Raw genomic sequence first — 21343 nt, 5'->3', positions numbered from 1 at the left:
AATTTCCCGAACTTCACCAGAATTTTCAGTTACGAATCATCGTAAAGTACGGTCATAATAATACATTTAGTTTGTCGTGATATACAAATTAATTTATAACAAAGTGGGAGATCTAACGGGCCTCTAGGTGAATCAAATTTCAAGTAGTGGATCTATCCTGTCTAATTCCATGATAAAACTCTATAAATATGGTAGTGAATTGCAAAGCCCTAAACTTAAAAGTACACCTCTTTAGCCATCGGATCGAGATCAATACTCATGAGATGTATAGAAGGGTAGAGGAATTAGGCAAATTGCCGAAAACTGCAGCCCCCTCACCCGCCGACTTTGTTCAGTCTTTCGGCCTAGTTATTGAAAATAGTAAAGACGTACTGTTTATCAGTATGTCATCTCAGGTATCATCCACTTATCAGAATGCACTAATTGCCGCAAGGAAATTTCCACCAGGGCGGGTAACCGTAATAGATTCGTTAAATGTAACTGCAGGAACAGCCATGAGTAATCTTCTGGCTGCCCAAGCGGCTGCGGAGGGGAGGAGTGCTCTGTTTATCTCGGATAAATTTCACTTGCTGCGTGATGAAATCCAGTAAACTGCTAATCAAGCCTATTCTCTATGTAAGGCATGGAAGAGTATTATCCGAGGTGAAATACCGCGGTAATAAGCAAAAGATTGGATAGCATATTTTTACAGGTTCACCGTAATGATCATGATCAGATCATTGTTGACCAAACCCTGGAAGCTGAGACTGCAGAGTGGATCCGGAGAGCAGTTCTTGAAGAGACAAACATTCGCGATTTATTTATTGAAGGCGGGTGTGCAATCTCCTCTCACAGTGGACAACACAGTCTTGCAATCAGCTTCATTCTGAAGCCTGGGTGATAGTTATATTCTACTTTAATAAGAAGTTGCCCTACCGGTAACTTCTTATTTGATTTGATATATGTAGTCAAGATGAAGGTCCGTAACAAGAATATTCATTTTAAGTTGATATAAGCATTCGCTTGAAATGTCGTCAGATGAACATTAAAAAGTCGTGTATTAGGTAGATTTTACTCATGCTCTATGATCAAATGAGAAGGTGTATGTAATGTACACTTGAGAAGGAGGACTTTAACAAAAATTTTTATTCCGAAGTATATATAAGCTGGTACACTTTAAGATGGCTATTGTGAAATATGCAACCGCCCAACTTTCAATTAACAGGGGGAATAAAAATGGGCACTATATTTCCACATTTTTCTTGGAACTCCATTCGGTTAAAACTGGTTGTCGGATTTGTTTGTCGTCACATTACCACTTATTACCTTACTTATATATAACAACCATTACAGTATAAATGTAGTGCGTAATCAAGTGGCCATCTCCAATAAAAATTTAATTTCTCTGTATATGAGTCAGATTGATGATCGGTTAAAACTTGCTGAGAGGAATATCCTTAGTCTAGCCACAGTTAATTATGATATTCAGTCCATGAATGCACCCAACTCTGATGACGAATACCAAATGGCTAAATACAACGTATCAGTAAATTTATCCAACAATATATTTTTATATACATCCATTGATTCTTTCTTCATTTTCCAACCTGAAGGGCAAGACTTGCTAAATGTTTCTCAATCCTCTGTATCCTATTCAGAACGAATGGAGATTGAAGAAAATCTGGTTAAGCATTTAAATCAATTATCAAACTCGTCTCAACTACCCACGAACAACTGGTATATACGAAATATTGGAAATGATAGCTATCTTCTACGCATAATCAAATCAGATAACCTATTTATTGGTGCCTGGGTCAATGCTAAAACACTTATCGGTCCTATGAGTTTAATAGATCTAGGAAAGAATGGTAGTGCACTATTGGTTACTTCTGAAGGAATTCCTATGGTTCCTACAGATTTGCCTCTTGCACAGGTTGATTTGTCAAAAGGGTTAGAACAACAATATTATTTAACAGGCAACAAAAATAACATACTGGTTATTGGTGAATCTTCTAAGGAGGGGAAATTCAGTCTGACTGCAATTATCCCAAATGAGCAAATTTTGCAGAATCTTCCTATTCTATCATGGTTAATCCGTTGGATTTCCTTTACTGTCATAGCTTTAGTACCACTGTGTCTTTTTTTTCTACATCGGACATTGTTAGTACCTTTAAATAGACTCATCTCTGTAATGAACAAAATAAACAAAGGCCTTGTAAATGTTCGAATAGATAACTTTAAGGCATCAGATGAATTTTTAATGGTAAATCAAACTTTTAATAAAATGATCAATAAAATTGAAGAATTGAAAATTAATGTATATGAAGAACAATTGAGCAAGCAGAGAATTGAGCTTCAACATCTCCAGCTCCAGATTAATCCGCATTTCTTTATGAATTCACTAAATATCCTATACAGCCTGGCTCAAGTGAAGAATTTTACGCTGATACAAGATATGACACTTTGTTTAGTTCGATATTTTCGGTTCATGTTTCGCAGTAATCTATCCTTTGTTACCTTGCAGGAAGAGATGGAGCATGTCCACAACTATATTCGCATTCAAGAGTTGCGGTTCCCTGATCAATTGACATGTAATATTGAGTACCCTGAATTACTCGGGCAATTGGAGATTCCTCCTTTGTTGATACAAACTTTTCTTGAAAATTCAATTAAACATGGTGTGACATTGGAGGAACCCCTGCATTTATCGGTAAGTTTTGAATTAAGAGAAACGGCTTTAAACCCTTTTATTGAAATCGTCATTAGGGATACAGGAACAGGGTTTTCCGAAAAAGTATTAGAAGAGATTCGCTCGGGAAATCGTATTGTCGACGAGAAAGGCGAACATATTGGAATCTGGAATGTGAGAAAAAGATTATTACTTTTATATGGTGATGATGCTTCATTATCTTGTTATAATGGCTTTCCGAATGGAGCTGTAGTGGAAATTCGTCTTCCTTATCAAGAAGAAATATAGAGAGGTGGATTGAGTTATTTATGTACCAGATCTTAATTGTTGATGACGAGATTCATGCCGTCGAAGGAGTTCGCGCTGGTATTGATTGGGGTAAATTGGGGATTCAGACTGTCCATACAGCGCATACGGTAAAACAAGCTAAAGAACTATTCGAGACTGAACGCATTGATATTATGTTATGTGATATCGAGATGCCGCAGGCATCGGGTTTGGAGTTAACAAAGTGGGTTAGAGAACGTTTTCCCCAAACAGAAACCATTTTTCTGACTTGCCATGCTGATTTTTACTATGCCAAGGAGGCAATTCGATTAGGAAGCTTTGAATATATTCTTAAGCCGGTACCTTTTGAAGAGCTTGAAAAAGTGATCCTTAAAGCGAAGAATAAAATCCACAAAGAATCAGAAATAGTTCAATACACGAAGTTCGGACAATTCTGGTTTCAGCATCAACCATTGTTAATTGAACGCTTTTGGCAGGATATTCTGAATCAAACTATTCCATCAAGTCCAAATGCCATGAGTCTCGCTGCAGTCGACCGAAACATTCAATATATTAATGAGTTAGTGTTTATACCTATATTGATGAACGTTCAAAGATGGTACAAGCCATTAACTCTGCGTGAGGAGAGAATTCTGGAGTATGCTCTCAAAAATTCTGCAGAAGAAATTCTTTTTAACACCGGGAAAGAGGGATTGATTATTTCGCTCAATAATAGAAAGATGCTTGCCATATTATCAGTTGAAGAAAATGAGGATATTAACATCTCTTTGGAAAAGGAGGTCCAGCGTTATATTGATGAGTGCAGTCATTACTTTTATTGCGATATCTCATGTTATATCGGACAAACCGTCCATGGCCATGAAATGTTAGATATGGTGAATAAGCTTAATGAGATGGATAGAAACAACGTTGCATATAACAATAAAGTTTTTTTTCTAGCCAAATCTCAAAATAGCTCCTTCATTTATGAGCCCGGTAATATCAAGTTATGGTCTGTTATGTTGAATGAGAATTCTTTTGATGAGGTATTGTATGAATCTTCCCAATATCTCAATGGACTGGATAGAGGAATTTTAAATGCTGATCTTTTGAACCGAATCTACCAAGATTTTCAACAGATGATGCATTTTGTATTACAAACAAAAGGAATTCAAGCGCATCAATTGTATAGCAATTCCTTGTCACAGCAGTTGAGTGCTAATGCATCTCGCTCCGTGACCAATTTACTCGAATGGGTAGAGCATGTCGTTATAAAAGCAAAAGAATATGTACATTCATTGAAACAATCTTTGAGTGTTGTACAAAAAGTAACCCAATTTATCAAACTTAATATTTCTAAGGATATCTCCCGTGAAGAAATCGCTAATCATGTGTTTCTTAATCCGGACTACCTAACCCGTATTTTCAAAAAGGAAACAGGTATGGCCGTTTCTGATTATTTATTTCACGAAAGGTTAAGGGTTGCCAAAGAACTTCTCGTGAAGACAGATATGGCCATCAGTAACGTTGCATCCCATATTGGATATGTGAATTTCTCACATTTTTCACGAACATTTAAAAAGCATACGAACTTGAACCCTAATGAATATCGTCAACTACATCAACGCCCCACGGTTGATAATAACGAAGATAATAATGTAGATAATGAAAATCAATTGAATAAATAAAAGTAAATGAATAGCGTAATATTCGAACCGGTTAAGTTCTAGCTTGACCGGTTTAATTCTATGAAGTGACGGGTAGGATAGCGCATATAGTCGCCAAATGAATATAGGAATGTCGTGTAGAGAGCAGAATCGCAGGGCAGTTCTTAGTAAACTTTAATTATCCACTTCTGGACACTTTTTATGTTATCGGTTTCATTAGTAGAAAATTTACGATGAAGGGGTTAGGACTATGAAACAGAGACTGAAGTTGTTAAGTGTATTGCTCTTTGGTTCCATGTTGTTATTGTCTGCATGCAGCAGTAGTAGTAGTGATAGTAGCATTAACACTGAGGTGGACAATAATAAAGAGGGAGTTACTGAATTAACGGTCGCATTTCCGATTTTTAGTGCACAACCGAAAGATATGGCTTTAGTTGAAAGTGCCATTAACGAAATTGCCCAAGAGAAGATTAATGTTAAAGTGAAATTATTGCCCATCACCTTTTCGAACTGGATGCAGCAAACGAATTTGATGTTCTCCGGCGGTGAACAGCTTGATCTTATGCCAAGTATTTACAATTATAGCCAATCCGTTCTACTAGGTCAATTTATTCCGCTAGACGATCTTCTAGAAAAACATGGCCAAGGAATCGTGAAGGCATTGGATCCGGCTTACCTGGATGCATCCAGAGTGAAAGGCTCCATCTATGGCGTTCCGACCCTTCATGAAATGGCTGATGTCAATGGCGTTACAATGCGAAAGGATATTGTTGAAAAGTACGAAATTGATACCAGCAAACTTCAAACGATTGAAGACCTGGAAGAAGTGTTGAAAAAAGTTAAAGCTGGCGAATCTAATATCGCTCCTATTATCCCGTCAACAGTTGGTGCGTCTATACTTAACAACTACAAAACATTCGACGAACTCAATAATACCATCGGAGTTCTTCCTAACTATGATAACGACTTAAAAGTAGTTAATCTTTATGAGACAGAAGAATATGCCAAACATCTTAAAATGCTTAGAAGATGGTATCAGGAAGGTTTGATTCTCCAGGACGCATCGACCAATCAAGTTAGCTCGACTGACCTGATTAACTCAAACCGGGCTTTCTCGTTTTTACTTAGTGCACATCCAGCAGCACTATCTGAAACAGTTCAAGGAGGTGTACCTATGAAAGTTGTAACATTCTCCCAACCGCCCGTTTCCACGACGTCTCAAATTACGAATACGATGTGGGGAATTACTGTAAACTCTAAGACTCCGGATAAGGCGATGGAATTTCTTAATCTAATGTATTCCGATGAGGATATTTCAAACTTGCTGACTTGGGGAATTAAAGGAAAACATTATGAGGTTAAGTCTGAGAATGTCATTGATTTTCCCGAAGGCGTGAATGCTCAGAATTCTGGATACTATTTAAATGCAGGATGGCTGTTCGGCAATCAATTTCTCTCCTACATCTGGAATGGGACGGACCCAGAATTGTGGAAAAAAATAAAACAGTTTAACGATTCGGCTACCAAATCGAAAGCATTAGGCTTCACGTTCGATCCATCGTCCGTTAAGACAGAGCTTGCTGCCATAGGAAACGTGATTACTCAATATGCTCTCCCACTTGAAACAGGAAGTGTAGATCCGGACAGTGTTCTGCCTAAGTTTATAGAAAGCCTGAAAGCTGCCGGTGTTGGCAAGGTTATCGCTGAAAAACAAAAACAACTCGACGAGTGGGTGAAAAGTCAGAATTAAAGATTTACTTGTAACAGTAGAGACGGTCATGCGATCGCGTGACTGTCTTTCCTTTCTTCCTTTTATTTGAGTTTTAAGTTATGAGATTGAATGAAGGGAGTGTCGAACGATGAATAACAAATTAAGTGTTACAAGAAAGAAACTATGGAAATTCAGTTCCCTTTATTTAATGATGTTACCTGGTATTGCTTATTTGATCATAAATAATTATATGCCTATGTATGGATTAACCATAGCCTTCAAGGATGTGAATTTTGCAAAGGGTATCTGGGGCAGCGACTGGAATGGTATGGATAACTTCAAGTTTTTATTATCTTCATCCGATGCTTACGTTATTACTCGTAATACAATTCTCTACAATGCAGCTTTTATTGTAATAGGGCTGATTGTTGGTGTGGGAACTGCTATTCTCTTAAATGAAATCAAGAATAAGCTCGCAGTAAAATTCTATCAAAGTGTTCTGTTACTTCCCTACTTGATTTCTATGGTTCTGGTCAGTTACCTGGTGTACTCGTTATTAAGCGTAAATGTGGGTTTAATGAACAAAACAATACTACCCGCTCTAGGGATAGATCCTATCTCTTGGTACAATGAGCCCAAGTTTTGGCCATATATTTTGGTCATAGTGAATTTATGGAAAGGGATTGGCTTCTCCTGTGTAGTTTATCTCGCAGCCATAATTGGTATTGATAAGGATTACTATGAAGCGGCTATGCTGGATGGAGCCAGTAAATGGCAGCAAATACTAAAGATTACAATCCCGTTGATAACTCCAATTGTTGTTATGATGACGTTACTTAGTATAGGACGTATCTTCTACTCTGACTTTGGACTATTTTATCAAGTACCAATGAACTCGGGAGCCTTATTCAGTACAACGAACGTCATTGATACGTACGTATTCCGGGCGCTAATGCAGCTCGGCGATATTGGGATGTCCGCTGCGGCAGGATTGTATCAATCCGTTGTTGGTTTTGTCCTTGTCATCCTATCGAACTATACGGTTCGAAGAATCAACAAGGATAATGCGTTATTTTAGGAGGAATCATTATGGCTCATGAAGATCGTAGATGGCAGTGGGGTTCTAATATCATCTTGATGTTGTTGTCACTTGGTTGTATAATTCCTTTCTTGCTTCTTGTCATATCATCTTTAACCGATGAACAATCTATTATCCAAAATGGGTACTCCTTCTTCCCGCAGGAATTTAGTTTTGCAGCTTATGAGTATATATGGCAGCAATCCTCATTAATTTTTAATGCTTATGGAATTACTGTTTTTGTTACTGTATTCGGAACGCTCTCTAGTTTGCTTATTACGTCGATGCTGGCTTATCCTCTTTCCCGACCGGATTTGCCAGGGGGCAGGTTTGTTGCATTCCTTTTGTTCTTTGCCTTGTTATTCAACGGCGGATTGGCACCAACTTATATCATATATACCCAAGTGTTCCATCTGAAAAATACATTGGCGGCTCTTATTATTCCTGGTTTATTAATGAACGGGTTTAGCGTAATGATGATGAGAGGTTTTTTCATGACGACCGTACCTTCTTCGGTTTTGGAATCAGCAAGTATAGACGGTGCTAAAGAGTTTACGATCTACCGCAAAATAGTTCTTCCGCTTTCGTTGCCTATTTTGGCTGTTGTTGGTTTGTTACAAGGGCTCATGTATTGGAATGATTGGTTTAATGGCTTGATTTATCTTACCGATCCCAAGTTATACAGCTTGCAAACTGTGATGAACCAATTGATGAGCAATATTCAGTTTCTATCCAGTAACAGTTCCGTAAGTTCATTAGCAAGTGGGGCAATGCAAGATTTACCAACAGAAGCCTTCCGTATGGCGATAGCTGTAATCAGTATTGCTCCGATCATGATCGCTTATCCTTTCCTTCAGAAGTACTTCGTCAAAGGTTTAGCTCTTGGCGCGGTTAAGGGTTGATCCAAAGCATATGGAAGTGAGTTGAATTGACGTATTCTTTGGGCAATACAATCCATTCGGTAGGATGTAAAAGTGAAAGAAGCGGAAGGTTAATCCTTCCGTTTTTGCTTTAACTTAACGAACGGGGAAACACCTTTTGTTTTGAATATCACTCTAATCAACGAAACAACATGTAATAGAATATAGATCAAAATACCGGAGGTACCAAGATGCAAAAATCAGATGAACCTCGAAATGCTAGAAACAAGATAATCAGTCTCCTGGAAGTGGTGGATATTAATAGTAGTGAACGTAGTATCATAGCTGAATTTGATTTTATAATAGAGGCGCCTAATTGGACGCGTGACGGCAAACATCTTATATATAACAGCTTAGGCCGCCTTTACACTTTTGATCTCACTTCCAGGGAAAGTGAAATTATTGATTCCGGTTATGCGAATCGATGCAATAACGACCATGTATTGTCTCCCGATAACACGCACGTTGCGGTGAGTCATCATACGAATGAGGATGACCTGTCCCGAATCTATATTCTCCCATTCAAAGGTGGTAATCCGATTCTCATCACCCCATTAGCTCCTAGCTACTTGCACGGATGGTCGCCTGATGGTAACACACTCGCCTATTGTGCAGAGCGCAACGGCGAATACGACATATACACCATTCCAGTTAACGGCGGGATCGAGACTCAATTGACCTTTACCACCGGACTGAATGATGGCCCGGAATATTCTCCGGATGGAAAGAACATTTGGTTTAACTCGGTACAATCGGGTCTTATGCAGGTGTGGCGTATGAATACAGACGGCAGCGTACTGGTTCAGATGACCTTTGAAGAAAGTAATAATTGGTTTCCGCATGTATCTCCTAACGGAGAACTGTTGGCTTATCTTAGTTATAAGAAGAACGATGTTGATCCAGGTGAACATCCAGCAAATAAAGAGGTAGAAATTCGTCTGATGCCAAGTCACGGCGGCAATTATCGTACTTTGGTCCGATTGTTCGGCGGGCAGGGTACCATTAACGTTAACTCTTGGTCTCCTGATAGCAAAAAACTGGCTTTTGTAAGTTATAAGGTGCTTGACTAGAAGTGGGCAGATCCCGACTTAGCACGTAGGGGAATGTACAAATGTAAAATCAGCCGCTTTGCTTCCAACAGGAGAGCAAAGCGGCTGATTTTTCTTCTTAAGGTTTCTCTATCTTATATGCATCAATCTGTGCCTGTAAATCCTTTAAGGTTGTGTCCAGACCCGCTTTCTTGGCAGCGGATTCAAATTTTGCATAAGCTGTGTCGTAATCGATCAGACCAACGCTGGCCGGATTCATGTATTGTTCGGCGAGATTCTGAATAGCTGCATTTTCGTTCTTCACATTAGCGTCACTGTAGATAAAGTTAAACCCATATGGGTACTCGTGTTCAATTTTCCGATAATCCCTTAATTCTTTGACGATTTCATCAGGTGATTCGATGCTCCATCTTTCGTTCGGACCGCGCCATCCCCATGGGTCATTCGCTCCTGGTGGATATTTTGATGAATCCGCAAGTTCTTTGAATCGGTCATCGCCTACCGGCTCCCAATGCTTGCCTTTGATCCCGTACCAGGTTAGATCGGAGTAGGCTTTATTCCACTTTAACAGGTCAAGCAATTCAAGTGCCCGCTCAGGATGTTTGGAACGAGCATTGATAGCAACACCATTTTGCATGTACCCAGAAGGAACGGTCTTCATTTTTGGAATGAAGATTTCAGCCTTCCATTCTGGATGGACTTTTCCAATGGCCACAGCTGTGTTTGAAATTTGATCAAGTGAGGAGACTTGCACCGCTGATTTCCCTGCTTCAAATAACTCAGGTGATTTTTCATTTTGTAATAATGCATTTTTTGAGAGAATGCCAGCCTTCTGCCAACGGAACATTGTACTGGCAAAATTTTTGTAAGCTTCATTCTCGAATCCCATCTTGGCTTGCATTCCTCCTTTGCTGTAAACGTTCCAAGTCAGGGCTTTGTTTGAAGATACACCTAAGTTGTCAGGTTGCCCAAGATTTGGATCAAATAAAGTTTGGATAAAACCCTCTGTACTATGATGATAGGCAAAAGGAGTGATGCCTTGATCATTCTTAGCAATTGCAGTTAAATAGGCGTCCAAACCAGCCATGTCTTTAATCTGCGGGACATTATATTTCTCTCTTAAATCTCCGCGCAGCAAGAATCCGATTGCTCCATTCTCCTGTACTGCCTGAGGTACAGCGTAAACCTTACCATTAACTTTAGCTTGCTCCCAAGCATCCTCAGGTGTTTTCTCCCAACTAATTGACGCGTTTTTTGACAAGAGATCCTCAGTCAATTCCAGAAACCCATTCTTACTGGCGAAACCTTGATAATCTGTCCAGTTCGAAGCATAAATCAGGTCGAAATCTTCTCCGGCGGAGAAAAGAAGTGAGTATTTCTGTGCCCACTCGCCCCACGTAAAGTTGGTTACTTCAATTTTGGCATTGATATCTTTCTGCGCCATTTTACTTAATTCCTGATAGACAAGATCAGCATCAGCAGGCTTATCACCGAGAAGAATCATTTTAAGAGTGACTTGATCCATGCTATTGTTCTCTGACCCAGGTGAACTATCTTTCTCTGAATTGCTGCAGGCAGACAAGACCATTGCACAGACCATAACAATTACCAGAGTGATAGACCACTTTTTTCGTTTGTTTTTCATGTTGACCCTCCTATAATGTAGTATAAGTTAAATCGGCACTGTGCTGAAATTAACTTTTCACAGCACCTAAAGTCAGCCTTGCACGCTCCCTCCGTTGGGTAACGCCGAGATTCTTCGCAGCTCGTCGGAGTTCGTGACTAGATTATAAAGAAGCCGTTGCAACGGTCGCAAGTACTGTTTGCATACGGAAGTATGATAGACGTGAGTGAAGAAGAAAAAGAAAGCCAAGCCGTCCGCAATGCGGAACGTATGTTTATGAATGGCGGACGCAGTCATAGGCATCAGGGATACACTGGATATGGTTCTAACTACTGTAATAAATAGTGTAACGACATATGCTCTAAGAATAATCATCGGGTTTTCAAGGGCGACTGCGTATGCCTTTAAAGAGAAAGAAGACGGGAACAGCGTATAACCATTACGTATCATCTCCTGTTCATCCGTTAAAGATAAAGATAAGGCCATTCATTAATACCAATAGTCTATTCTTGATCAGATGCTGCATCAACGATTCACGTTACACTGTTGAAACCTCCTATTCTTTTTGTAATTATCATGAAAGCGTTATCGTCGTTAGTTTGACAGTTTCTAAAGCCATTATAACCCGACAAAATTGTAATCTAGCCAAATATATTGTAGGATCTGAAATAAAACTAATATGTATCATGATAGGAGGGTATTTTCGAAGTGAAGATACTTATCGCAGATGATGATCCATTTACGCTTCAAGGGATTATAGGAGCAATTCCCTGGGAACAGTTTGGAATCGGGACTGTGCTTCAAGCGAGCAATGGAAGTAAGGCACTGGATATTGCACGAAGGGAGCTGCCGCAACTACTGTTAACCGATGTGCGAATGCCCAAAATGGATGGAATAGAGCTTGCTACCGCTTATCGGGAAATAGATCCAAACTGTCAGATCATTTTCATGAGCGGTTTTTCCGACAAACAATATCTGAAATCGGCAATAAAACTAAGAGCGGTCTCATACGTCGAGAAACCCATAGAATTAAACGATCTGCAGGATGCCCTTCAGATAGCAGTTTCACATACTCGCTCAGCAGGACAGAATCCCAAAACAGAAACGAATATGATTTTGGCCGCTAAACCACTCATTTCGAGCGAACTCGCGATAGCGATTACGAAACCCGACTGTGGCAAAGAACGGATCAGTGAGTTGGTAGAATTAGCCGGATATGCTTTTCCAGCCAGAATGCGTTTGCAAACTCTATTGGTGAAGATTCGTAAGAAAAACATGCTGAATTCACAACGATTGGAATTGACCGTAGAAAACATTTATGGTTTGGTCTCTGGTTTGCTGACTGAATCCAGTACCACAGGGATCGCCGCTGTGAAGGACGACTCTCATATCGTCATACACCTCTACGTCGTCTCAGGCAATCTGGATGAACTCCAGGATGCTGCTGATCGATTTGCCTCAAACTTATTGGATATCCTGCCAGACAAGGAGATGGTATTCATCGCATCAGGCAAAACCGTCATAGGGTTGTCGGCTGCTGAAAAATCCTATAGTACAGCGGTAATAGCCTTGCAGCATATGTTCTATAACGGTTATTCCGTTTACGGGTATCACGAGATTCAGACACCTGCGTATTCCATTGATCCTCACTTAGTAAAAGTGTTCGGGGAACATCTCTACAAACAGGAAATTGAGAAAGCTATTCGGCTTATTTCCAGTCTCACCTTTGATATCAAGCAGTATAAGAACACGATGGTCAACTATTTAAAAGAAATGTATTTCCAGCTTCTGATGACACTGATTCGTGTGTCGGGAGAACGAAATATCCACCTGTTCGATAATACGGATAGCTCGGGATCGATATGGAACATGATGCACGAATTAGAAACCTTGAGCGAGTTGAAAGATTTTATCGTCATGAAGGTGGAACGCTATTCATCATCAATTATGGAGCAATCTCCTTATAGTGGTATTGTTAACGGAGTTCTTCAATATGTGCATGACCATTACTCGGATATTCACCTATCGATCAGTAAAATCAGTACCTATACGATGCTTACGAATTCGTATCTTTGCAACCGCTTTAAGCAGGAGACTGGTCAAACAATTAATCAGTATATTACGAATTATCGGATTGATAAAGCGAAGGAACTATTGCGTGACCCTTCGCGTAAAGTGGCTGATGTATCGTTGAGCGTGGGATATAACAACGGAGACTATTTTGCCAAATGTTTTCGTAAATTGACCGGGTGCAATCCATCTGAATACAGGGAGGGGCTTGTAGGATGGAAGTGAAGGAGAAAGCACGATTCTTCCAATTTTTCTCAGACCTCAAGCTTAGAAATAAGCTGATTCTTTCCTTCTTCACGCTTATCATACTTCCGCTCGGTGGGTATTTCTATCTGTCTTCTGAGCAACTCTATAAGCAATTTTTAAACAGGACTTCATTTTCTGTGGAGCGAAACTTTGACCAGTCATTCTCTTTTCTTTCCTTCAAATTTCAACAAATTCGCACGGCGAGCGATATTCTTATATCAGAGAAAATGCTTACCGATGTGATGACATCCGAAGGAAGCACCGATGATTTCTTCATACAGTACAGAAATTTTCTCGATTTGAAGCCATTCTTATCTTCCTTGGAAGACCACAGTAATATTCAAAGCGTCAAATTATTTGTTAATGAGGAATTGTTTTATTCTGAGGAGAACATTAACCTCTTCAGTCTGGAGAAGGCACGTCAGACCTATTGGTTTAAGCGATTGATGGAGAGCGGTAAAGGGATTTTGTGGGCCCCCAACTCTTACTTTACAGATCCCGAGGCAAATGAAGATAATTTTTTGGCAGTTCTCAGGCCATTTCGTAATCCTAATGATTACTCGGAATTTCTAGGCGTTATCCGATTGGATATTCCGGTTAGCATGGTCACTGATATCCTAGTCAACGCTGCCCCCATCCGAAACAGCTTGACGTATATTCAAGATTCCAATGGGGAGAATGTTGCGAGTTCTAATCGCTCACTTCAACAGAAATACAAGATCGATAAAGATCAGGTGATTCGTTCCTCTAAAAAAGAACCTCATTTTGTCAAACTGGAAAATTCTGAGGTATATCTCCAAAGCAAACTGATTCCCGGAACCGATTGGTATATGGTTACAGTAATTCCCTTAAAGGAAATTGCTGCTGAAAGCAAAGCTATGCTAAAAAACTCAGTTCTTTTGCTCATCGTTATTGGTTTAATCGCTTTGCTCCTATCCATTTTAATTTCAAATTATATGACATCACGCCTAACTCAGATCATGCGTAAAATGCGAAATGTACAAGAAGGTAACGTCGTAGTACTCTCACTGCCCTCTTCCAGAGATGAGTTCGGGGAGTTAATCGAAAATTATAACTATATGGTTCGCAAAATCGGGATATTGTTAGAGGAACAATTTCGTTCAGGGCAAGAAATCAAGAGTGCGGAGTTAAAAGCGTTGCAAGCACAAATTAATCCCCATTTTCTATACAATACGCTTGATCTGATGAAATGGATGGCACGCAGCGGAATGACCGATGAGATTGGACAGGTTGTGACTTCGCTTTCTAAGTTCTACAAACTCAGCCTTAGCGGGGGTAATACAGTAATCTCCATCCGTGATGAACTACTCCACGTCAGCAGTTATATGCATATACAAAGTGCCAGGTACGCAAGTAAAATCCAACTGGACATTCAGGTGGATGAGGAAATTATGGAATATGGAATTATAAAAATAACACTACAGCCTATTGTAGAAAACGCCATAATCCATGGTATTTTATGTACGACAGAAGAGGCTGGAACGATTCAGATAAGAGGTGGTTTAATTAAAGGTGATATTGAGATTGTTGTTTCTGATGATGGCGAAGGAATGTCTCCTGATATTTTATCGAAATGGCTTACGAATGATCTCAACAATCGAACTAGAGGCAGTGGATATGGTTTGCGAAACATTAATGACCGAATCCATCATTTTTACGGTTCGGGATATGGACTCACTTTCAATAGTAAACTCGGAGTAGGTACAACTGTAGTAATCCGTATACCCACACAAAAACTATAATATTTATAGTTTCAACAATATGCTAAGATCTTGTAGTCATGGAACCGAACCTTATCGTGTTTCCATCAGGTGTTAGATTTCAAATTAAAAGATGATTAATTAGGAGGAGTTAAGGTTGCGAATATTAATTACTGGAGCTAATCGAGGACTGGGATTGGCACTTACTACCAAAGCTTGTGCTCGTGGACATCAGGTGTTTGCTGGAGTTCGAAGTGCTGAATCTTCGGCTGAGAGAATATTGGCGCTCAGCACTCAATTCCCGGAACAGATTAAGATACTTTCGCTAGATGTAACGAACGAAAATTCCGTACGCTACGCTAGTGAGCAAGTATCAAGTCAAATGAGCAGCTTGGATGTCATTATTAACAGCGCAGCAATCTTACTGGGGCGCGAACAGAAACTTGCACAACTTGACTTCGTTCAGGTACAACAATCATTTCAAACCAATTTGTTTGGCCCAATGATCATATTGAAATATTTTTTGCCTTTACTTAAAAAAGGTAAACATCAGGCCGTTGTTAATATCAGTTCGGAAGCAGGCAGTGTCGCTGGAGCCTATGGAGGAGATTATTCCTACGCATTGTCGAAAGCTGCACTTAATATGTTCTCTGCCCAGTTACGTCAAGAACTTAAGCCTGAGGGTGTTCTTGTGCATGCGGTTCATCCTGGCTGGATCCGGACGGATATGGGCGGCGATCATGCTCCTGGCAATGCGACTGAATCAGCCAATGGCATATTGGACATCATCGAACGGAAGATAGAAGCCGAGAATGAGGCATTATTCATTGATCACAAAGGCAAAGCTATAAGTATTTAACAATAAAAAAACTCATCATACACAATATGATGAGTTTTTTTATTGGTTGAACGAAATAATTCAATTCATCTCATAACTAATACTCTAGTCATCGTTTATCGTGTCAAATTTGTTCTTGTTTCGATATCTCTTCGGTGTTAACCCGGTATATCTCTTGAAAATTTTAATGAAATGGTTTTGATCATAAAAATTCAACTTGGCAGCGATAGCAGTAACACGCTCGGAGGTTAATTCCAACATTTTCTTAGCTTCCTCTACCTTCTCTTGTTGAATGAACTGAGTTATAGTTACTCCGGTTTCTTTTTTGAATAGCTGCGATAAGTAGTTTTCCTGTAAACCTGCTTTGTCTGCCAGAACAGATAAAGGAATATTATCATATAAATGATTGAAGATATACTCCTGACAAGTTGCAATCGATTTGGAAATATTTTTTCGTTTGTTATTTGATACTCGATCTACAAAGTCTATCAGTGCATCACCAATGGCGGAAACTACCATACTGTACTCACGTAGATCTTCAATGTGTTGAATATGAAGATCACTGAGAATATATGCAACTTCCGCATATAACCCTCCTTCAATTGCAGCTCGGGTTGCAAGTGCAATAACATATATGCCGAGATTTTTAATGCTACGCAACTGGTTGTAGTTAGATAGGATGCCCGGGCCGTCGTGATTAGCTAAAATCGTCATGTTATAGAAGGCGGCTTTATCACCGTTTCTTATGGATCTAAGCAATTGTCTTTCAATCTCAAAAAGACCACGAAATTCAAGTGATTCCCGTCGATCTGAAATGACGATTTCTGCATGTTTGCTTGAGTGGAACTGTTGCTCAAACCGAAAATGCTTCTCCATAATTTCAGTGATATCAAGCATGATGCCGTTCAACAAATGATGTACCAAAATTCCGATATAATTTAGCCGTTTTGAAGATAAGAGAGGTAGCTGCTGCAAGTAGGATGTCCATTCTGGTGTCACCGTGTAATTAAACTCTGTTAACAGGTTATTGATATTCTCGTTATTCATCGGAATTACTGTAAAGGGACCGATAACGACGATTGCCTCCATAGCTTCATCACGAAGCTTAGGAACAATGATGAGCGATTCTCCGAAATTAGTCGTATGAATATTAGGTACGTTCAAAGGCTGAACTTGTTTCTTCAAAAGCCGAACAAGCTCAGAATGGTTGTCGAATAGTGGGTTATTTGGTGTTCCTTCCACAAGAAAGCAACGGACTTCCTCATCGTCCATTCGTGAGTAACTGACCGGTAGTTGCAAGCTCTCTAAAAGCAGTTTACACGAAGTATGGATAAACTCATCACCTTGTACTAACCCCATTTCGAAATCACATCCTAAAATTACATAATAATATACTTTTTATATAAGAAACATACCATAAAATATATAAAATGAGTATTAAAATGAGTTACATATTCTAATCGAGGTGATTAAACTGACAACATTCACAGAAAACTCAAAATTAGGTGAATTGCTCTCAAATGAAGAAGCTGTAAAAGTTTTGGAAAAACATTTACCTGGGATTTCTACAAGCCCAATGATTAGCATGGGAAAGGGTTTTACTCTGAAGCAACTCAGTGCTATTCCACAGGCAAATATTCCTGATGAACTCATTTCGGTAATCTTGTCGGACTTATCGATTATCCCAATTGTAGATCTAACGAGTTCGCAGAATAGTTCCCTAAGTAAAAACTCGCAGGAAACCCTCTCTATGAACGGGTTGGTGGCGATCGTAACCGGAGCCGGTGGTGGTATCGGTCGAGCTTCCTCTCTTAAACTATCTCAATCTGGATACAAGATAGTAGCTGTAGATTTTAATACGGAAACGGGAGAGGAGACTGTTAATCTACTCCGCGCGCAGGGGGGAGAAGGGCTATTTATCCAAGCTGATGTCTCTAAGGAAGAAGACGTAGAACGATACACTAAGGCTGCACTTGACACTTACGGTCGTATTGATGTTTTTTTTAACAACGCAGGGATTTTGCAGAAATTCTCACTGATTGAGGATCTAGATGTATTTGAATTTGATCGCATTATCAACGTGAATGTCAGAGGTGTTTTCTTGGGTTTGAAGAAGGTGCTTCAAATTATGAACGTCCAAGGATTTGGTTCAATCATCAACACGGCATCTACCGCAGGTATTCGCGCCGAACATAGTTTGTCAGCCTATACTGCGAGCAAGCATGCCGTGATCGGTCTGACGAAATCGGCTGCGATTGAATACGTTCGCAAAAATATTCGTGTGAACGCCATCTGTCCAGGCGGTGTCGATACGGCACTTACCCAATCTGTTCCCATGATGATGCAGGAATCTGGCTATACACCTGAAGAGCTTCCTAACATGCGTATCGGGCGCTTTGCTGAGCCTACCGAAATTGCTGAAATGGTTGTGTTCTTGGCATCCGATAAGTCAAGCTACATCACAGGTTCTATCATTGCGGTGGACGGCGGTTTGACATTGTAAGGACTTAGAGGAGGAGGGTTACTATGAAACAAAGAATCAAAATTGATAAAGTGGCTCCAAACACAGGAGCATTGGATTTTTCGCATTTGTTGGATGCTCCTGCAGGTAAACACGGATTCACAGAGGTTCGAAACGGAAATCTGTATTTTGCTGATGGAATCCGCGCTAAATTCATAGGCTTCAACTTACCGACTCGATCCAACACGCCTGACCATCAAACTGCTGAACGACTTGCTGAGCGGTTTGCGTCTATGGGTGTCAACGTCATACGTCTCCATGCTGCGGATGCACCTCCAGGTCCTTCAGGATGGAGTTCGAGCCAAGAAAATCCGTTGATCGATTATGATAGCGGTTCCAGCAGGATTCTCAATGAGAAGGGTCTTGACCGTTTTGATTATCTGGTTGCAAAGCTGAAGGAAAAAGGCATATATATTCAGGTGGATCTACTGGTAGCTCGCGTTTTCCAAGAAGGAGATGATTTAGACTACCCTGATGCGCCGCCATTCTTCTACAAAAGCTTTACTCACGTTAATGAGAGACTGATTGAACTTCAGAAAGAATATGCAACCAAGCTACTCTGTCATGTAAATCCATATACGGGTCTGGCTTTGATTGATGATCCTGCAGTTATGACTATTCAGGTCAATAACGAAGATTCTGTCTTTCGCGGTACAGAAGATATCAAGGATGAAAAGGGCATCGTGCCATATCGGCAAGAGCTGCAACGTCGCTTTAACCGGTACCTGTTGGCCAAGTATGATTCAAGAAAAAATATGGCCAAGGCCTGGACGTATAATGGGGTTTGTGCTCTTGGTGAAGAGGAAGACCCAGAGAAGGGAACTGTACTTTTTCCAGAGGGTAGTTTCTATCAGGTTCCTAACGACCCGATGGGGGAATGGGCAGGCGGTGTCAGTCCCGCGCGCTACGCTGATTTTATGGAGTTCGGTATCAGTGTAAACCGCCGATACTATAATACAATGATGGACCATATTCGATCTTTAGGTGCAAAAGTTCCACTAAATACCAGCAACCTTCTGAATGGCACAGCAGATATATATTCCCATTCGGATGCAGACATTATGGAAAACAACACATATTTTAACCATCCGATGCCGCCATTTCATCAGGAAACGCTAGTTGTACCAGATATGCGTGAAGCTGTAACGTCTAATCCTCTGACTGTGCACAAAGATGGGGAATACATGCGTACCGAGATGCTTCAAATGGCCAGTACAGCAGTGGTGGCGGGAAAACCTTTCATTCTTAGTGAGTGGAACGAATACGGAGTTAATCCTTTCCACTCCACTTCGTTTATTTCCATGGCAGCTTATGCCTGTCTGAACGATTGGGATGGTCTCATGCTCTATTGTCATCATACGTCTGAAAGGTGTGATGACCAACCTGATGATGTTATTACCGACATATTTGATGCTTATAATGATCCATCTCTTATTTGTCAGTTCGGTTTTATGGCTGAGTTATTTCTTGGCAGCCTGGTACGACCTGCGGAGCATCAGGTGGATCTGGTCTTTACGAAGAACGATCTGAAGACCCTGCCATCATCTTTTAGCATGCCAAACACGTTTCTCCCATATATCACCCGTATGCGCAACGTATTTTTGGATCAAGGAGATACCTACACTGGCGATGCGGACGTCGCTATTACTGCGGGCTTTGTGAATAACGGTGACCTTTCACAGGCTAAACATGCCGTTTATTATTCTTGGTCAACATATAGAGACGCCATGAGGCATACAAGTGGTGAAGGACGGCTCGAGAGACTTGCCGAGCAGGCGGATGAAGAATTGTCAGGTGCAGCATTAGGAGACAAACTCCTGGTGTATACGGATATAGCTTCTGTAGCTGGAGCCGGCGACTACACCACTTTTGCAGCCAACCTGGATACAGCATTCAAACGCTGGGGTGTTTTGTCTGATGACCGTGGTCTTGTGGGCAATGCTATGGTCTCCGATACCGGGGAGATAAATTTCGATCCGATTGCAGGAACTCTCCGCATCCAGACCAAAGGGTGCACCTACTTTAGCGGTAATCCAGCCAGCGGTATTTCGTTGACGAAGGATATAACCCTTTCTGTTAGCAATGATCGCCTGTCTGCGGCATTATTGCCTAGAAACTCCGAATCTGTTGATGACGCCAAAACTTATCTCATAACGTTACTCGGCCACACTGGTATGGATGAAACTATTTTCACTACAGAGGGTTTGGTTACAATTGTTGATCATCAAGGGAAGTTGTACGCGGATACTCCTGAAGGATCCTTGTTCGTACGTAGTAAGGAGGCAACGCTGACTGCTTTGGACACAGTAGGTGCACCAGTTTCCGATATTCAAGGGGCACCTGCTGATGGCGGCATGATTTTCAAGCTGGACGGAACGATCCCAGCAGTCCACTTCCTTCTGAAATTAAACTAAGGTTGGAGTAGAGGATACAAACATTTGCCTTCAAATGTAAAATCGTCATCAAACTTAAATGTACAAAACCAAAAGCACGACCACTGAAGGTCGTGCTTTTGCATATCATCTAATCCTTCTAATGCACTTCCTTACTATAGATACAGGCCTCACATTTGATTTGGGTTAATAGTATATACACTTTCAGCTGGTACAACATATTTGGCTAGATTACAATTCTGTAGGGTTATATTTATATATTAAAGCTGTCAAACTAATGATAACGCTTTCTCGATAATGAAGAAGGAATGGAAGGTTGTAGTCTCGCAGAAAGTTCTTGAAAATCCATTGGCATTTGCAAAACTTGATCCGGTACATTTTATTTTTATCCAATATATGGGATAGAGCTGTCAGTCTGTTCTTAACATGGAATTGCCCGAAGATGCGGAATATTCCATCGATCTCGTAGATATTGGAAGATGACGCGTGAGAATATTATTTCGCGAGCCAGCGGATGAACGAAATTGCCGTCGTTACCTGGAAAGGAAAGAACAGCTGTTATAGCAACAC

General features: G+C 40.4%; 15 protein-coding genes. 12 read left to right on the top strand and 3 right to left on the bottom strand.

Annotation, left to right across the window (positions count from 1 at the left end; translation table 11 throughout):
• The first annotated feature begins 188 nt into the window (after window positions 1-188).
• The 7 genes from FE296_RS26305 (at window position 189) to FE296_RS26275 (ending at window position 9381) form a co-directional block, all read left to right on the top strand.
• Window positions 189-590, top strand: coding sequence for a DegV family protein (locus tag FE296_RS26305; RefSeq protein ID WP_150366900.1), 402 nt, complete (start codon window positions 189-191; stop codon window positions 588-590).
• Between the two features lie 800 nt (window positions 591-1390).
• Window positions 1391-2956, top strand: coding sequence for a sensor histidine kinase (locus FE296_RS26300; RefSeq protein WP_223869035.1), 1566 nt, complete (start codon window positions 1391-1393; stop codon window positions 2954-2956).
• A 20-nt stretch (window positions 2957-2976) separates the two neighbouring features.
• Entirely contained in the window at window positions 2977-4623 is a 1647-nt protein-coding gene (locus FE296_RS26295) for a response regulator (RefSeq protein WP_150366898.1), read from the top strand.
• 229 nt (window positions 4624-4852) lie between these two features.
• Complete coding sequence (locus FE296_RS26290; protein ID WP_150366896.1) at window positions 4853-6352, top strand: ABC transporter substrate-binding protein; 1500 nt, start codon at window positions 4853-4855, stop codon at window positions 6350-6352.
• A 109-nt stretch (window positions 6353-6461) separates the two neighbouring features.
• On the top strand, window positions 6462-7391 hold the full coding sequence (locus FE296_RS26285; protein ID WP_223869034.1) for an ABC transporter permease: 930 nt from the start codon (window positions 6462-6464) through the stop codon (window positions 7389-7391).
• Between the two features lie 11 nt (window positions 7392-7402).
• Window positions 7403-8293: a carbohydrate ABC transporter permease gene (locus FE296_RS26280; protein ID WP_263364279.1), complete on the top strand. Its 891-nt coding sequence runs from the start codon at window positions 7403-7405 to the stop codon at window positions 8291-8293.
• A 209-nt stretch (window positions 8294-8502) separates the two neighbouring features.
• Window positions 8503-9381, top strand: a complete 879-nt coding sequence (locus FE296_RS26275; protein WP_150366893.1) for a TolB family protein — start codon at window positions 8503-8505, stop codon at window positions 9379-9381.
• Between the two features lie 97 nt (window positions 9382-9478).
• Here the strand turns inward: FE296_RS26275 and FE296_RS26270 are convergent, their stop codons facing one another.
• Both FE296_RS26270 and FE296_RS26265 read right to left on the bottom strand, forming a co-directional pair.
• Window positions 9479-11005 carry an ABC transporter substrate-binding protein gene (locus FE296_RS26270; RefSeq protein ID WP_150366891.1) on the bottom strand — a complete coding sequence of 509 codons (1527 nt, stop codon included), beginning with the start codon at window positions 11003-11005 and terminating at the stop codon, window positions 9479-9481.
• 72 nt (window positions 11006-11077) lie between these two features.
• Window positions 11078-11470 carry a hypothetical protein gene (locus FE296_RS26265; protein WP_190945561.1) on the bottom strand — a complete coding sequence of 131 codons (393 nt, stop codon included), beginning with the start codon at window positions 11468-11470 and terminating at the stop codon, window positions 11078-11080.
• Between the two features lie 222 nt (window positions 11471-11692).
• Here FE296_RS26265 and FE296_RS26260 point away from each other — a divergent pair, with 222 nt between their 5' ends.
• The 3 genes from FE296_RS26260 to FE296_RS26250 all read left to right on the top strand — a co-directional run bounded on the left by FE296_RS26260 (window position 11693) and on the right by FE296_RS26250 (window position 15880).
• A complete protein-coding gene (locus tag FE296_RS26260) occupies window positions 11693-13279 on the top strand; it encodes a response regulator transcription factor (protein ID WP_150366887.1) in 1587 nt (528 codons plus the stop codon).
• On the top strand, window positions 13270-15063 hold the full coding sequence (locus tag FE296_RS26255) for a sensor histidine kinase (RefSeq protein ID WP_150366886.1): 1794 nt from the start codon (window positions 13270-13272) through the stop codon (window positions 15061-15063). Before FE296_RS26260 ends, FE296_RS26255 begins: the two co-directional genes overlap by 10 nt.
• Before the next feature lie 115 nt (window positions 15064-15178).
• A complete protein-coding gene (locus FE296_RS26250) occupies window positions 15179-15880 on the top strand; it encodes an SDR family oxidoreductase (protein ID WP_150366884.1) in 702 nt (233 codons plus the stop codon).
• 84 nt (window positions 15881-15964) lie between these two features.
• Here FE296_RS26250 and FE296_RS26245 read toward each other — a convergent pair whose 3' ends face one another.
• The gene (locus tag FE296_RS26245; protein ID WP_150366882.1) at window positions 15965-17218 is read right to left on the bottom strand and encodes a helix-turn-helix domain-containing protein; all 1254 of its coding nucleotides are present in this window, start codon (window positions 17216-17218) and stop codon (window positions 15965-15967) included.
• Window positions 17219-17609: 391 nt separating this feature from the next.
• On the opposite strand from FE296_RS26245, the gene FE296_RS26240 reads away from it, so the two are divergent.
• Together FE296_RS26240 and FE296_RS26235 are read left to right on the top strand one after the other, a co-directional pair.
• Window positions 17610-18362, top strand: a complete 753-nt coding sequence (locus FE296_RS26240) for an SDR family NAD(P)-dependent oxidoreductase (protein WP_150367682.1) — start codon at window positions 17610-17612, stop codon at window positions 18360-18362.
• 23 nt (window positions 18363-18385) lie between these two features.
• A complete protein-coding gene (locus FE296_RS26235) occupies window positions 18386-20794 on the top strand; it encodes an alpha-amylase family protein (RefSeq protein WP_150366880.1) in 2409 nt (802 codons plus the stop codon).
• Window positions 20795-21343 lie beyond the last annotated feature (549 nt).

The sequence above is a fragment of the Paenibacillus sp. UASWS1643 genome (assembly GCF_008693195.1).
Classification (GTDB): domain Bacteria; phylum Bacillota; class Bacilli; order Paenibacillales; family Paenibacillaceae; genus Paenibacillus; species Paenibacillus amylolyticus_B.
Note: the sequence above shows the minus strand (reverse complement) of the source record. Positions and strands in the feature narration are given on the sequence as shown.